Genomic DNA, 14,015 nt, shown 5'->3' with positions numbered 1-14,015 from the left:
GCTGGTGGATGGGTCATACATCGGATGTGAGACTCCCTGCCTGCAAGCGGGCCCTTTCTTCCATTCGGGGGGACACAACTGCAAAGGAGGCAATACGTATGGAAAAACTGCTTTTCATTTATATGGACGGGTGCCCGTACTGCCACATGGCGGCGGATGTGCTGGCCGGTCTGACCCATGAACATCCGGAATACAGCAGGATCCCGGTGGAAAAGGTGAATGAAACCACGGAACCGGAAAAACTGAAGGGCCGCCAGTATTATTACGTGCCCACGTTTTTCTACGGGGACGAAAAAATCTACGAAGCCCAGCCCGGGGATGATAAACCCAAGATGGAAAAGATCCTGGGTGCGTTCTTCGCAAAACATGCATAAACAGTCATGCATAAAAAAGGCGCTGTGAAAAAATCATCCACAGCGCCTTTTTTCCGCCAGCGTCAGCTGGCTTCCATCGGCTAGTGACTAGTGACTAGTGACTAGTGACTAGTGACTAGTGACTAGTGACGGGGTGTGAAAAAGCATTTTTTTCACACCCCTTTTTTTAGTGGCTGGTGGGTAGTGAGCAGTGGCTGAAAAGGAAATTCTCTATGGGTAGACCCTGCGCAACAAGTTGCAAATTGTGTTTCAATCCGTAGGGATGGCCCATAAGGGACATCCGGACCCAGGTCGCCCAGCGGGCCCCTGCCGCTTACAGATCTGGGAACGGTCTCCCCTTATGGGTAGACCCTACGCAACATATTGCAAATTGTGCTTCAATCCGTAGGGATGGCCCATAAGGGACATCCGAACCCAGGTCGCCCAGCGGGCCCCTGCCGCTATATGATCCCCCGCTTCCGCAATACCTTCATCACCCCTGGTCCCAGCACGGCCACACTGATGAGTTCGCCCAGGCCGATGTAGGCCATGGCGGCTCCCGCGGACAGATCGGGGGGCAGGGCGGCCAGGTAGTACAGTTCGCCGCCGATGAGCAGCCCGTTGCTGACTACCGGAAGCAGAGCGGCCACCCATACATTGGGACACATGTGCATGGGGAACACGCCCAGAAATGTGGCCAGGGTCCCGATCACCATGTCGGTGATCCCGAAGGGGCTGCCGAGATTGGCCAGAAAGCAGCCCACGGTGAGGCCGGGTACCCACCTTTTGTCGTAGAACGCCAGGAGGGTGAGACTTTCCGAGAGCCGCACCTGGATGGGGCCGTAGCTGAGCGGCTCCAGGCACAGAGTCAGGACGGCGTAGATGGCGGCCAGGAGGGCATTCTGGAACAGCCCTGCTTCTCCGGGGTGCAGTCCCTTCATGCCTCTGCCCCCAGGACGGCTGCCTTCAGGGCCAGGTACTTCCGGGAAAAGTACGCCGGCAGCTGGCTTTCCCGCTGGTCATACCCATAGGCCCGGCGGGACACGGCCAGGATGGGAGGAGCCTGGATCCTTTTGGCCACGGACAGGCCGCAGAACAGTTTCCACCACCGTTCCAGGTCGGCGATGAAATCTCCGGCGGTGGGGAACAGCCGGGCCACCAGGCCATGTTCGCAGCCCAGGTGTTCTTCCAGGGTCCCGTCCAGATACCACTGGAGCAATTCTTCGGGGCTGGTCTTGTTCCAGCTTTCCACAAAGGCCTGCAGCAGATAATCATGGTAGGGATAGACCAGGGGATCGCCCCCCTTGCCCACAGTCTGGGCAGCGGACAGTTCTGCACTGGGTTTGATCTTGAAGATGGGATCGGGGATCACTTCTTTATGGAAGACTTCCTCATTGAGATACCGTCCCAGCTGGTATACCTGGTGCTTCCACAGGTCTCCGATGAGTGCCAGGACCCCGGCAATGTCTCCGTAGAAGGTGGCGTAGCCCACGGTCATCTCCGCCTTGTTGGAGTTGCAGCTGAAGCCGCCGCCAAAGAGGGAGGCCAGGCCGGCCAGCACCCGGGCACCCCGGTCCCGGGCCTGGATGTTCTCCGTGGCGAAGGGGGAAACGGTCAGGCATTGGTCCCCTCCGGTTCCATAGTTGTGGACGGGGGTCTCGCCGAACTGACGGATGGTATGATCCACCGCTTCCTGGATGGGGATGATGGTGTAGTGGGTGCCCAGGGCCTGGGCCATCTGCTGGGCCAGCCCTTTGGTCAGGGCGGAGTTGTACTGGCTGGGCATATTCACCAGCAGCACATTCTCAGGGCCCAGGATGTCCACATAGAAGGCGGCGGTGACAGCGGAGTCGATACCTCCGGATACGCCGATGGTCATCTTTTGGATGCCCAGCTGCTGCAGAAAGGTGGCCGCTCCATAGCACAGCGCGGTGTACAGGGCAGCGGTGTCACTGGGGACGGGCTGCAGGCCCCGCTTACCCCGGATGGCTCCGGTGTCCGGATCCCAGTCTGCCACCAGCAGATCCTCTGCAAAGGCCGGAGAATCGGTGATGCTTTTCCCGGTGGCATCGTACATACAGCTGCACCCGTCGTAGGTGAACACGTCCTTGCCGTTGTTCTGGACGCCCACATTGTTGCAGTACACCAGGGGGATGCCGTTCTGGCTGGCCTGGCGCACGAACAGCTGATGGCGCTTCCGGTTCTTCTGATAGGTATAGGGGGAGCAGGACAGGTTGCACAGGATCTGGGCTCCGTTCTGCCGCAGCAGCTGCGGTACATTATAATGGTAGTTATCCGTCCAGCCATCTTCGCACAGCAGGACCCCCAGCTTTACGGTGCGGCCCTTCAGGGTGACGGTCACCGGCTGGATCAGGTCCTCCATGGTGGTGCCGGCGGGCAGTTCCGGCAGCAGTTTGGCGGCGCTGAAAAAGTACCGGGCGTCGTCGAATTCCCGATATTCGGGCAGGGAGGTCTTGCTGATGAAGGGATAGGGCAGGCCGCCCTTTTTCAGCTGTCCGTCCTGGGCCACAAAGGCCGCATTGTATTTTCGCACCCGGCCGTCCTCGTTGACTTTGGCAGGATCTGTGGCGATGTTGCCGAAGACCACACAGATGCCCCGGGTGGCAGCGATGATTTCTTTGCCGTATTCTTCACAGTCGGCGATGAAGGCCCGCTGTTCCCATAAATCGCCCAGCAGGTAGCCGGGGACCATGAGTTCCGGCAGAAGGAGCAGGTCCACTCCGGCATTCCTGGCTTCCTGGATGGCCTCCAGGGCCTTTCGGGTATTGGCGGCCGGCTGCCCTGGCTTTACCTGGATCTGTGCACACGCAATTTTGATATCCATTTGTTTCTCGCTCCATTACTTGATATAATAACAGGATAAAATGACTTGGTTCCATTATAACAAATGGGGGAAGGTTAGGAAAGTACGGCCCGGGGAACCCTGTGTCTTTTGGACCATACAAAAAACAAGGTCAAATGTTGCGTATATACAAGGGTTATGCTATGATACCATTGCGATATGCAGAAAGTAGGGGGGACTATGTTATACATTAGTACAAGAGGGAAAACGGATATGGTGAGCTCGGCTCACGCGATTTCGAACGGATTGGCTGCAGACGGGGGACTGTTTGTACCCAAGGAATTTCCGCCCATCAGTGTGGCAGAAATCGATGCGATGCGGGAACAGCCGTACAGCGCCCGTGCCCTGACGGTGCTGGCCCGTTTCCTGACGGACTACAGCGAAGAAGAACTGCGGAATTGTGTGGAAACGGCCTACAGCAAAGAACGGTTCGGAGATTTTCCGGCACCGCTGCATCCGTTGAAGGACAACCTGGATGTACTGGAGCTGTGGCATGGTCCCACCTGTGCGTTCAAGGACATGGCCCTGCAGATCCTGCCTCTGTTTTTGACCCGGGCCGTCCAGAAGACCGGAGAACAGAAGAAACTGGTGATCCTGGTGGCGACTTCCGGAGATACGGGCAAGGCCGCCATGGCCGGGTTTGCGGATGTGCCTGACACGGAAGTGATTGTGTTCTATCCCCAGGAAGGGGTCAGCGACATCCAGAAGCTGCAGATGATCACCCAGCGGGGCGGCAACGTACACGCCGTGGCGGTGGAAGGCAACTTCGACGATGCCCAGACCGGCGTGAAGGTGCTGTTCGGCAGCAAACCCCTGGCGGAAGAACTGCAGGAACATGGCTGCGCTTTCTCTTCTGCCAACTCCATCAACTGGGGCCGTCTGGTTCCCCAGATCGTGTACTACTTCAGTGCCTATGCAGATGCGGTGAACAGCGGCCGCATCGAGAACGGGGATCCGGTGAACTTCGCCGTGCCCACCGGCAACTTCGGGGATATCCTGGCCGGGTTCTACGCCAAACTCATGGGCCTGCCGGTGCACAAATTCATCTGCGCCTCCAACAGCAACAATGTACTGACGGATTTCATCAATACAGGGGTATACAACCGGAAGCGCCCCTTCCACAAGACCATTTCTCCTTCCATGGATATCCTGGTTTCCAGCAACCTGGAACGGCTGCTGTTCGAGGAAACGGACCACGATGCAGCCCAGGTGGCCGAATGGATGAAGGAACTGAATGAAAAGGGCGAATACAAGGTTGGGGTGGAACTCCAGAACAAGATCCTGAAGGATTTCTTCGGCACCTGGGTGGACGAAGTGGAAACCCGGGAGACCATCGGGGATGTGTTCAACAATTATGGCTATGTGATGGATCCCCATACGGCTGTGGCCTATAAGGCCATGGAAAAATACCGGCTGCTGACCAGCGATGATACGTACAGCATTGTGCTGAGCACGGCCAGTCCCTTCAAGTTCAATGATGTGGTGCTGCAATCCATCAACCCGGACAAATTCGAAGGCAAAAACCTGGATCCCTTCGCCGCCATGGAAGAACTGAGCCGGGAAGCCAAAATGCCCATTCCCAGAGGCATGAAAGAGCTGCCCCAGCTGGAAAAACGCCAGAGCGATGTGGTGGACAAGACTCAGCTGGAAGCCGAAGTGAAAAAAGTGCTGGGGCTGGAATAACCCCCCGCATCCTGCGCAAAACTTCATACGATATACGCCGATGGTGAAAAACCATCGGCGTTTTTCATGGGGCACCGGACCTGGGAACGGACGTCCCTCATGGGCCGCCCCTACGCATGGAAACGGACGGTACGACCTGTTTCGTAGGGACTCCCCATAAGGGGAGTCCGAACCCAGGTCGCCCAGCGGGCCACTAGCCACTATATACTGTACCCATAAGTGTGGACACTTTTTAAGAGTAGCACCTGCCCACAAAATTGGACAGGCTACAATTTGAATCCTTTAAAATTGACGTGCTCATTTTGGACCCAACCTATTGAACACAATCATATGTATGTGGTATCCTCAAATCCAATAAAGCCAAGGAGAATCCACATGAGCAGAAAACTTTTTACTGAGGAGCAGATTGCAGCGTTGCGCCAGAACCCTTATGTGTATAGCGTAAGCCGCTCTACCCTGGTCCTGAGGAAGTCCTTTAAAGAAATCTTTTACACCGAATATATGGAAGGAGTCTATCCCAAAGACATCTTCAAAAAATACGGCTTTGACCCTGCTGTGCTGGGCGAAAGACGCATTGGCGGTGCTCTCCAGCATATCAAAGAGGAATATGCCAAATATGGCTGTTTCTATGAAGGCAGGAGACCCGCCGACAGGTCTGACACCGCCGCCAAGGTCAAGCATGAAGATGACATTAAGGCCCTCAGACATGAAGTTGAATACTTGCGGCAGGAAGTGGAATATTTAAAAAAAATTTCCGCGATCAAGAACACAAAAAGGTAGATTCTCTGCTCATGAACGATTCCTCTTGTGTGTTCGAAATCATAGAAAAGACGGTAAGTACCAGCGAGAACAGACTTTCCATCAGCAGTTTATGCAAGATGGCAGGCGTGTCCCGAAGCGGTTATTATGCCTGGGTGAAGGCGGAAGCATTTCGGCAGGCCCAGGAAGAACAGGACCGCAAGGACTTTGAACTGATCCTTGCCGCTTACAAAAGACGAGGGTACAAGAAGGGCGCCCGCAGCATCTATATGGAGCTGCTCCACATGGATCCGCCCGTCATTATGAATGTGAAGAAAATCCGTCGTCTGATGAAAAAGTTCCACCTGCTTTGCCCCATCAGGAAGGCGAATCCCTATCGGCAGCTGGTGAAAGCCCTGAAGACCAATACGGTGGCCGATAACTTGCTGCAGCGCCAGTTTGAGGACTATGGCCCTCGCATGGTACTGCTGACAGATATTACGTACCTTCCTTACAATGGGATCTTTGCTTATCTTTCTACCATATTGGATGCCTATACCAAGCAGATTCTGGCGTATGTCCTCAGCAATTCTTTGGAGATGGATTTCGTGGTAGAAACGGTGAACAACCTGATTCGAGATCACGGCGTCTCACTGCATGCTGAAACCATCGTGCATTCTGACCAGGGTTGCCATTATACGAGTCACAGCTTCATTGATATCCTCCATGACAAGGATCTCAGACAATCCATGTCACGGCGGGGGAATTGCTGGGACAATGCGCCGCAGGAAAGCTTCTTCGGCCGTATGAAAGACCATGTGAAAAAGAAAATTGCAGCAGCAGTGAGCTTTGGGGAGGTGAAGGCCATCGTAGATGATTACATGGATTATTACAACAACGATCGCTACCAGTGGGAACTGGCGAAACTGTCGCCAAACGAGTTCTACCAATTTGTAACAACAGGGGTTTATCCGCTCGATATTCCCAAGATGCCCGAGGTTCCTACATTGAAGCGGAGAGCCTGTGAGCTGGGGAACCAGCTCACCTCATAAAATGGCAAAAGCAGCCATTTTATGAGTAAGGAGCCAGTACATGAGATTTGGATGGTTAGGGGCCTTCTGATAGACAATTACCAGACGTCCATTTTAAAGGTACCAAGATTGTTGAACTGTCTAAAACAAGGGGTCCTACTTTTATAAACTGTCCTTGACAAGGGGTACGGTTTACTACCCACTAGCCACTACCCACTAGCCACTACCCACTAGCCACTACCCACTAACCCCGCATAAGGAAATTAGCGTACCTCATATAAGGAAAAACGTATGCTAAAGTGTAACGTTTGTTGCAGTTTTATACAAAAATATACAGTTGCCTTCTTATTTTTTCTAAGAAAATATGATATGATAGAATGTATGTAGAATGAACGTTATATCTTTTTGATTCAAAGGGGAGCAAAAGATGGAAGTCACTGTAATTACCAACATCAGACGGAAAGTGTTGACCATGCTGTCAAAAATGGCTTATGACGGGAACCTGCCGGATCACGTCTATGACATCCTGCAGATCGTCAACGAAAATACTCCGCGGACACGATGCTGCGTACATAAAGAAAGAGCGGTCCTGAAGGAACGGATCTGTGTGGCCCTGGGTGTGGATACGGATATGAACATCATCGATGCCGCCAACAAGGCCACCAGTGAACCGGTGGACCGGAGCCAGCACGTGATCGCTGTGCTGCCGGAAGGCTGCAGCGCCTGCCCGGTGAACAAGTACATGATCACCGACGTGTGCCGCCGCTGCCTGACCCACCGGTGCATGAACGGATGCCCCAAAAAGGCCATTTCCGTGTACCAGGGCCGTGCCCACATCGACTACGATATGTGCGTGGAATGCGGCAACTGCAAACGGGCCTGCCCGTACGGCGCTGTGGTGGAAATCGCCCGGCCCTGCGAAAATGCCTGCAAGGTGCATGCCCTGCATACCGGTGCCAACAAGAAGGCTGAAATCGACAAGAACATCTGTGTGGAATGCGGTGCCTGCCGCGGGGCTTGCCCCTTCGGCGCCATCGAGGAACGGAGCCATATCGTCCAGCTGATCCAGGCCATCAAAAGCGGTAAGGAAGTGGTGGCACTGCTGGCTCCTTCCTTCGTGGGCCAATTCGGTCTGAAGGTACAGCCGGGCCAGATCGTGAAGGCCTGCAAGGAACTGGGATTTACCACGGTGAAAGAAGTGGCTGTGGGGGCGGATATGACCGCCATTGCCGAAGCCGAGGAATTCCTGGAAAAGGTCCCCACGGGCAAACAGAAGGTCATGACCAGCTCCTGCTGTCCGGCTTTCGTGGCCACGGTGAAACGGCATGCTCCGGAACTGGCGGACTGCATCTCTGATGCGGTGTCTCCCATGGTGGCCCGCAGCAAACTGGAGAAACACAACCACCCCGGCGCCCTGACCTGCTTCATCGGGCCCTGCATCGCCAAGAAGGTGGAAGCCCGGGAACATCCGGAAGACATCGATTTCGTGCTGACCTTTGAAGAACTGAAGTGCATGATGGACAGCCAGGGCATCGATCCGGCCAAGTGCGAAGTGGATGCGTTCCACGCTGCCTCTTCTGCAGATGGCTGCGGCTTCCCCCAGGCGGCCGGTGTGACCCAGGCTGTGAAGGACTATGTGAAGGAAATCCATCCGGAGGTGGATGTGGACAGCCTGAAAACCGTGTACTGCAACGGGCTGGAAGAATGCCTGGCCACGCTGAAGGACATCGAAGGCGGCAAGCTGGATGTCCAGTATATGGAAGGCATGGCCTGCCAGAAGGGCTGCCTGAACGGACCGGGGGCTCTGACCGAACCGGGCCTGACCCGGGTGCTGCTGAAACGGTTCGCCGGGACCACCCAGGCCACCTCTTCTGCCGACATCAAGATGGCCATGGACGGCGTGAAGAACGTGGATATGGAACGGGTATATTTGCGCAAATAACTAGAGTGTGATAAAATAGCCGGGTATGAGTACGTTGAAAACAGGGCTCCATACCCGGCGTTTTCGAATTTATGTAGGAGGAATCTAGAATGTCAGGACATTCCAAGTGGGCGAACATCAAATTTAAAAAAGGCAAAGCAGATGCGCTGCGTGGGAAGATCACCACGAAGATCGGCAGAGAAATCACCATCGCTGTACGTATGGGAGGCCCTGATCCTACTGGTAATATGAGACTGAAACTGGCTTTGTCCAAGGCCAAAGCCAACAACATCCCCAAGGACAACATCAAGAGAGCCATTGCCAAGGGGCAGGGCGCTACGGAAGGGTCCAACTACGAACAGATCACCTATGAAGGCTACGGCCCCGCCGGCGTGGCCATCATGGTCAGCGCACTGACGGACAACCGGAACCGTACGGCTGCCGATGTGCGGCACGTGTTCTCCAAAGGCGGGAACATGGGCGAATCCGGTTGCGTAAGCTGGATGTTCAAGAACAAAGGGGTATTTACGGTAGAAAAGGAAGGGGCTCCTTCTGAGGACGAAGTGATGGAAGTGGCACTGGAAGCCGGGGCCGAAGATATGCAGACCCTGGATGATGCCTATGAGATCACCACCGCTCCGGAAGACTATGATGCTGTGGAAAAGGCCCTGGCCGATCACAACATCGATGTGGCCATGAGCGAATTGTCCCTGATCCCGGACAACACTATCGCCGTGACCGGAGAAGATGCAGAAAAAGTCCAGAACATGATCGATGCTTTCAACGATCTGGACGACGTGCAGGACGTTTATACGAACGCTGACCTGCCGGATGAAGAATAAGGGGTGCATGCCGAACAGGCATCCCGGGAGACCATAAGGCCGGCCGGCTGGGGAACTTCTTTCCCCGGGGGCCGGCTTTTTTAACCATGAGAGAGGGGAATTGCACATGCTGGCATTGGGAATCGACCCGGGTACGGCAATCTGCGGCTACGGACTGGTGCGCCTGGAACGGAGCCGGCTGATTCCCGTCCATTACGGGGCGGTCTTTACGGACAAGGATATGCTGCCGGAGCTGCGGCTGAAGAAGATCTATGAGGAACTGACGGCACTCATTGCGGAATACAAACCGGATTTCATGAGCGTGGAAAAGCTGTTCTTCAACCGGAACGTGACCACGGCCATTGCCGTGGGAGAGGCCCGGGGCATCATCCTGCTGACGGCGGCCAATGCGGGCCTGCCGGTCTACGGCTATACGCCCATCCAGGTGAAACAGGCCATCACCGGCACCGGGCGTGCGGACAAGAACCAGGTGACCTATATGGTGCAGAAGCTGCTCCATATCCAGGAAAAACCCAAACCGGATGACGTGGCCGATGCCCTGGCCATCGGGATTACAGGGCTGAACTTCATCCGGGAACAGGAACTGCGGGAGAGAATGCGATGATCGGATTCATTACCGGCCGGATCGACCATATGGGAACGAATTTCATCCTGGTGGACACTGGCGGGGTAGGGTACCGGATTTTCATGAACACCGGTGACCTGGCCCGGCTGCAGGTGGACCAGAAGGTGAAGGTCTATACGTATCTGTCAGTACGGGAAGATGCCCTGCAGCTGTTCGGCTTCCTTTCCTATGATGCCTACAGCCTGTTTACCCAGCTGATCACGGTGAGCGGCATCGGGCCCAAGATGGCCCAGGGCATCCTGTCGGCGTCCAAAGTGGACAGCTTCTATCTGGCAGTGAAGAACCGGGATGTGAAATTCCTTACCAAGCTGCCGGGTATCGGCAAAAAAACAGCGGAACGGCTTCTTCTGGAACTGAAGGATATGGTGGCGCCGGAAGGGCTCCAGGACGAGGATGGGAATGAGGTTTCCTTCAATGAAAATGACCTGGACGATGACACCACCACCCTGGGGGCTGTGGCGGAAGGGCTGGCGTCCCTGGGCTTCAGACGGGACGAAATCGATGCCGTCCTGAAACGGCTCCCTGTGAAACCGGAAAGCACGGTGGAACAGCTGCTGGACGAAGCTTTGAAGATGCTGTATCGGAGGGGTTAAATGGAAGATACCAATCGTGTGATCGCCGGGCCGGAGCAGGCCCAGGACGGCTGGCAGTACAGCCTGCGCCCCCGGCGGCTGGCGGAATACATCGGCCAGAGCAAAGTGAAGAAGAATATGGAGGTGTTCATCCAGGCGGCCCTGAAACGGAAAGAAGCCCTGGATCACGTCCTCCTGTACGGACCGCCTGGTCTGGGGAAGACCACCCTGGCCAACATCATCGCCAATGAACTGAATGTGAACATCCGGATCACCAGCGGTCCGGCCCTGGAACGGCAGGGGGACCTGGCGGCCATCCTGACCAACCTGAGCGACAGCGATGTGCTGTTCATCGATGAAATCCACCGGCTGCCCAAGACCGTGGAGGAAATCCTCTATTCGGCCATGGAAGATTACGCCCTGGACATCATCATCGGCAAGGGGCCGGCGGCCCGCAGTGTACGGCTGGATCTGCCCCGGTTCACCCTGATCGGAGCCACCACCCGCATGGGTTCCATTGCGGCACCTTTGCGGGATCGGTTCGGCGTCATCTGCCATCTGGAATTCTACAATCCGGAGGAACTGCAGATCATCGTGCAGCGGGCGGCAGAAATCCTGAAGGTGACCATCGAGCCGGAGGGAGCCTATGAAATCGGCCGCCGCAGCCGGGGTACGCCCCGGGTGGCCAACCGGCTGCTGAAACGGGTACGGGACTTTGCCGAAGTGGCAGGGTGTGATACCATCACCCGGGATGTATGCCGGCGGGCCATGGAACGACTGGAAATCGACGACCTGGGTCTGGACCAGAACGACCGTCGCCTGCTGAAGAAGCTGGTGAAGGATTTCGGGGGCCGGCCTGTGGGTGTGGATACGCTGGCCGCCTCCCTGAACGAAGAAGCGGAGACCCTGGAAGATGTCTATGAACCCTATCTGATGCAGCTGGGCATGCTCCAGCGGACCCCGAAAGGACGGCAGGCCACCCTGGCAGCCTATCGGTATCTGGGGGTACCCTATCCGGAGGAGCAGGGAAAATGAGGAAGGGTCTGGCGTTTTTCCTGTGTGTGCTGGTGCTCCTGGTGCAGGGGGTGGCACTGGGGGCGGGCTCTGCGGGGCCCAGACTGCGGGTGGGCCTGGCTGTGGACCAGTTTTCGGCCCAGGTGAGTTCCACCGGCAAAATCAAAGTGGTGGACGGCAGCGGCCGGACTACGGTGTTGGCCCCGGGCACCCATTATGTGAGCGTGAAGCAGGGCAGTCTGTATGCGGACCAGAAGAAACTGGCAGGCAGTACGGCTTCCCTTCTGGCAGGGGACCCGAAGAATCCGGTTCTGGTGAACCGGAAAAAGTACCGGGGCGCCCTGACGGTGCTGCTGAACAGCGGAAAGAAGAACCTGAACGTGGTGAATTCCCTTCCCCTGGAGCAGTACCTGTACGGGGTGGTGGCCCGGGAAGTGCTGCCTCTGTGGCCTGACGAAGCCATCAAGGCCCAGGCTGTGGCGGCCCGTTCCTTCGCCTTATATTCGATGGACAACCCCAAGTATGCCAACTTCGACATCCGGGCCAATGAAATGGGTCAGGTGTACGGTGGCATCGAAGGAGAGAACGCCAACACCACGAAGCTGGTGGATGCCACCTGCGGCATGGCCGCTCTGTACGATGGGGCGCCCATCCAGGCGGTGTTCCACAGCAGCGGGGGCGGCTATACGGAAGCGGCCAGTGCCGTGTGGGGCAAAGACATTCCCTATTTGCAGGCCGTGAAGGATTACGACCAGGATTCTCCCCGCTATGCCTGGACGAAGAGCCTGACCCGGGTGCAGCTCACCCGGCTTTTGAGCCAGGGAGGCTACCAGCTGGGCGACCTGCAGGGCATCCGGCTTTCCGCCCGTACGGCAGCCCCCATGGCCTATACCCCTGACCGGGGTGTTTCCGGGCGGGTGAAGCGGCTGACCTTCGTGGGCTCCAAAAAGAGCCTGACCCTGACGGGCAGCCAGGTGCGGAGCCTGCTGGCCCTGGACAGCACCCTGTTCGATGTGAGCATCGGACTGGAACGGCCCAAAGAACTGGATGTGACCATCACCAATGGCTACGGCTACCCGGTGGGCAAAAAGACCATCCCCATCAACGAAAAGGGTGGCACCGATTCTGCGTCCGTTGGGGATCTGCACCTGTTCACAGGAGTGGACGGGGAAAAGGTGACGTTCACCGGAAACGGCTGGGGCCACGGCGTGGGGCTCAGCCAGTGGGGCGCCCGAGGCATGGCCCTCAGCAGGGCAGCTAAAGGCAAACGCGACTATTATAAGACCATCCTGGCCCATTACTACCAGGGTGTAAAAATCAAAAAGGTATATTAGAGGAGTTAAGAACCATGGATGTAACAGATTTTGATTATGATCTGCCCAAGGAGCTGATCGCCCAGACGCCGGTGGAACCCCGGGATTCTTCCCGGCTGCTGGTCATGGACAAGAATACCGGAGAACTGGAGCACCGGCATTTCTACAATCTGCCGGAATACCTGAAACCCGGCGACCTGCTGGTGTTCAACGATACCCGGGTGATCCCGGCCCGTCTCCACGGGTTCAAGACCACCGGGGCCCATGTGGAAGTGTTCCTGCTGACCCGGAAGAACGCCACGGACTGGGAAGTGCTGGTGAAGCCGGGGAAGAAACTGCAGAAGGGTGCCCAGATCAAGTTCAGCGATGAACTGAGCTGCGAGATCCTGGATACCACCGATTTCGGGGGCCGGATCGCCCGGTTCCATTACGACGGCATTTTCGAGGAAATCCTGGACCGGCTGGGCGAAACCCCTCTGCCGCCCTATATCCACGAAAAACTGAAGGACAAGGAACGGTACCAGACGGTGTACAACCGGGAACGGGGCAGCGCTGCGGCACCGACCGCCGGCCTGCACTTCACGAAAGAGCTGCTGAAAAAGATCAAGGACATGGGCGTGGAGGAAGTGTTCGTCACCCTGCATGTGGGGCTGGGCACGTTCCGTCCGGTCAATGAGAGCAAGGTGGAAGATCACAAGATGCACCGGGAATTCTACACCGTATCCCAGGAAGCCGCGGACGCCATCAACAAGGCCAAGCGGGAAGGACGGCGGATCATTGCCGTGGGCACCACCAGTGTGCGGACCCTGGAGAGCGCCGGGGCCAGCGGCGTCATGAAAGCCGGTGGCAACTGGACGGAAATCTTTATCTATCCGGGCTACCAGTTCAAGTTCGTGGATGCCCTGGTGACCAACTTCCACCTGCCCCAGAGTACGCTGGTGATGCTGGTGTCCGCCCTGTCCAGCCGGGAGAAGATCCTCCATGCCTATCAGGTGGCCGTGGAGAACAAGTACCGGTTCTTCAGCTTCGGCGACGCCATGTTCATCCATTGATTCCATAA

13 protein-coding genes are annotated in these 14,015 nt (G+C 56.4%); 11 read left to right on the top strand and 2 right to left on the bottom strand.

Going from position 1 to position 14,015, the window contains the following annotated elements; genetic code table 11:
* Positions 1 to 98 precede the first annotated feature (98 nt).
* Positions 99 to 374, top strand: a complete 276-nt coding sequence (locus BQ5462_RS10120; RefSeq protein ID WP_071143181.1) for a glutaredoxin family protein — start codon at positions 99 to 101, stop codon at positions 372 to 374.
* Positions 375 to 814: 440 nt separating this feature from the next.
* On the opposite strand, the gene BQ5462_RS10115 is transcribed toward BQ5462_RS10120, so the two are convergent.
* Together BQ5462_RS10115 and nadE are read right to left on the bottom strand one after the other, a co-directional pair.
* Positions 815 to 1,294: a QueT transporter family protein gene (locus BQ5462_RS10115; RefSeq protein WP_071143180.1), complete on the bottom strand. Its 480-nt coding sequence runs from the start codon at positions 1,292 to 1,294 to the stop codon at positions 815 to 817.
* On the bottom strand, positions 1,291 to 3,198 hold the full coding sequence (gene nadE / locus BQ5462_RS10110; protein ID WP_071143179.1) for an NAD(+) synthase: 1,908 nt from the start codon (positions 3,196 to 3,198) through the stop codon (positions 1,291 to 1,293). The genes BQ5462_RS10115 and nadE overlap by 4 nt, the downstream gene beginning before the upstream one ends.
* Positions 3,199 to 3,396: 198 nt before the next feature.
* On the opposite strand from nadE, the gene thrC reads away from it, so the two are divergent.
* From thrC to queA, 10 genes are all read left to right on the top strand, one after another.
* On the top strand, positions 3,397 to 4,899 hold the full coding sequence (thrC, locus tag BQ5462_RS10105; protein WP_071143178.1) for a threonine synthase: 1,503 nt from the start codon (positions 3,397 to 3,399) through the stop codon (positions 4,897 to 4,899).
* Between the two features lie 375 nt (positions 4,900 to 5,274).
* Complete coding sequence (locus BQ5462_RS10100) at positions 5,275 to 5,679, top strand: HTH domain-containing protein (protein ID WP_071141606.1); 405 nt, start codon at positions 5,275 to 5,277, stop codon at positions 5,677 to 5,679.
* Between the two features lie 11 nt (positions 5,680 to 5,690).
* Positions 5,691 to 6,689, top strand: a complete 999-nt coding sequence (locus tag BQ5462_RS10095; protein WP_071141607.1) for an IS3 family transposase — start codon at positions 5,691 to 5,693, stop codon at positions 6,687 to 6,689.
* 406 nt (positions 6,690 to 7,095) lie between these two features.
* Positions 7,096 to 8,610 (top strand): 4Fe-4S dicluster domain-containing protein, encoded by a 1,515-nt coding sequence (locus BQ5462_RS10090; protein ID WP_071143177.1) that lies wholly within the window; start codon positions 7,096 to 7,098, stop codon positions 8,608 to 8,610.
* Between the two features lie 89 nt (positions 8,611 to 8,699).
* Complete coding sequence (locus BQ5462_RS10085; RefSeq protein WP_071143176.1) at positions 8,700 to 9,431, top strand: YebC/PmpR family DNA-binding transcriptional regulator; 732 nt, start codon at positions 8,700 to 8,702, stop codon at positions 9,429 to 9,431.
* A 106-nt stretch (positions 9,432 to 9,537) separates the two neighbouring features.
* The gene (gene ruvC, locus BQ5462_RS10080) at positions 9,538 to 10,035 is read left to right on the top strand and encodes a crossover junction endodeoxyribonuclease RuvC (RefSeq protein ID WP_071143175.1); all 498 of its coding nucleotides are present in this window, start codon (positions 9,538 to 9,540) and stop codon (positions 10,033 to 10,035) included.
* Positions 10,032 to 10,649, top strand: coding sequence for a Holliday junction branch migration protein RuvA (ruvA, locus tag BQ5462_RS10075; protein WP_071143174.1), 618 nt, complete (start codon positions 10,032 to 10,034; stop codon positions 10,647 to 10,649). The genes ruvC and ruvA overlap by 4 nt, the downstream gene beginning before the upstream one ends.
* On the top strand, positions 10,650 to 11,663 hold the full coding sequence (gene ruvB, locus BQ5462_RS10070; protein WP_071143173.1) for a Holliday junction branch migration DNA helicase RuvB: 1,014 nt from the start codon (positions 10,650 to 10,652) through the stop codon (positions 11,661 to 11,663).
* The gene (locus BQ5462_RS10065; protein ID WP_071143172.1) at positions 11,660 to 12,976 is read left to right on the top strand and encodes a SpoIID/LytB domain-containing protein; all 1,317 of its coding nucleotides are present in this window, start codon (positions 11,660 to 11,662) and stop codon (positions 12,974 to 12,976) included. The genes ruvB and BQ5462_RS10065 overlap by 4 nt, the downstream gene beginning before the upstream one ends.
* Positions 12,977 to 12,990: 14 nt before the next feature.
* The gene (queA, locus tag BQ5462_RS10060; RefSeq protein WP_071143171.1) at positions 12,991 to 14,007 is read left to right on the top strand and encodes a tRNA preQ1(34) S-adenosylmethionine ribosyltransferase-isomerase QueA; all 1,017 of its coding nucleotides are present in this window, start codon (positions 12,991 to 12,993) and stop codon (positions 14,005 to 14,007) included.
* Positions 14,008 to 14,015 lie beyond the last annotated feature (8 nt).

The organism is Acidaminococcus timonensis, from assembly GCF_900106585.1.
GTDB lineage: Bacteria > Bacillota > Negativicutes > Acidaminococcales > Acidaminococcaceae > Acidaminococcus > Acidaminococcus timonensis.
The sequence above is the reverse complement of the archived record's forward strand: the minus strand, read 5'-3'. Positions and strand labels throughout refer to the sequence as shown.

Coding starts and splice junctions, on each gene's coding strand:
- BQ5462_RS10090 (WP_071143177.1), top strand. CDS start 7,096: ATGGAAGTCACTGTAATTACCAACATCAGACGGAAAGTGTTGACCATG.
- BQ5462_RS10095 (WP_071141607.1), top strand. CDS start 5,691: ATGAACGATTCCTCTTGTGTGTTCGAAATCATAGAAAAGACGGTAAGT.
- BQ5462_RS10100 (WP_071141606.1), top strand. CDS start 5,275: ATGAGCAGAAAACTTTTTACTGAGGAGCAGATTGCAGCGTTGCGCCAG.
- thrC (WP_071143178.1), top strand. CDS start 3,397: ATGTTATACATTAGTACAAGAGGGAAAACGGATATGGTGAGCTCGGCT.
- BQ5462_RS10085 (WP_071143176.1), top strand. CDS start 8,700: ATGTCAGGACATTCCAAGTGGGCGAACATCAAATTTAAAAAAGGCAAA.
- ruvB (WP_071143173.1), top strand. CDS start 10,650: ATGGAAGATACCAATCGTGTGATCGCCGGGCCGGAGCAGGCCCAGGAC.
- BQ5462_RS10120 (WP_071143181.1), top strand. CDS start 99: ATGGAAAAACTGCTTTTCATTTATATGGACGGGTGCCCGTACTGCCAC.
- BQ5462_RS10115 (WP_071143180.1), bottom strand. CDS start 1,294: ATGAAGGGACTGCACCCCGGAGAAGCAGGGCTGTTCCAGAATGCCCTC.
- ruvC (WP_071143175.1), top strand. CDS start 9,538: ATGCTGGCATTGGGAATCGACCCGGGTACGGCAATCTGCGGCTACGGA.
- BQ5462_RS10065 (WP_071143172.1), top strand. CDS start 11,660: ATGAGGAAGGGTCTGGCGTTTTTCCTGTGTGTGCTGGTGCTCCTGGTG.
- nadE (WP_071143179.1), bottom strand. CDS start 3,198: ATGGATATCAAAATTGCGTGTGCACAGATCCAGGTAAAGCCAGGGCAG.
- queA (WP_071143171.1), top strand. CDS start 12,991: ATGGATGTAACAGATTTTGATTATGATCTGCCCAAGGAGCTGATCGCC.
- ruvA (WP_071143174.1), top strand. CDS start 10,032: ATGATCGGATTCATTACCGGCCGGATCGACCATATGGGAACGAATTTC.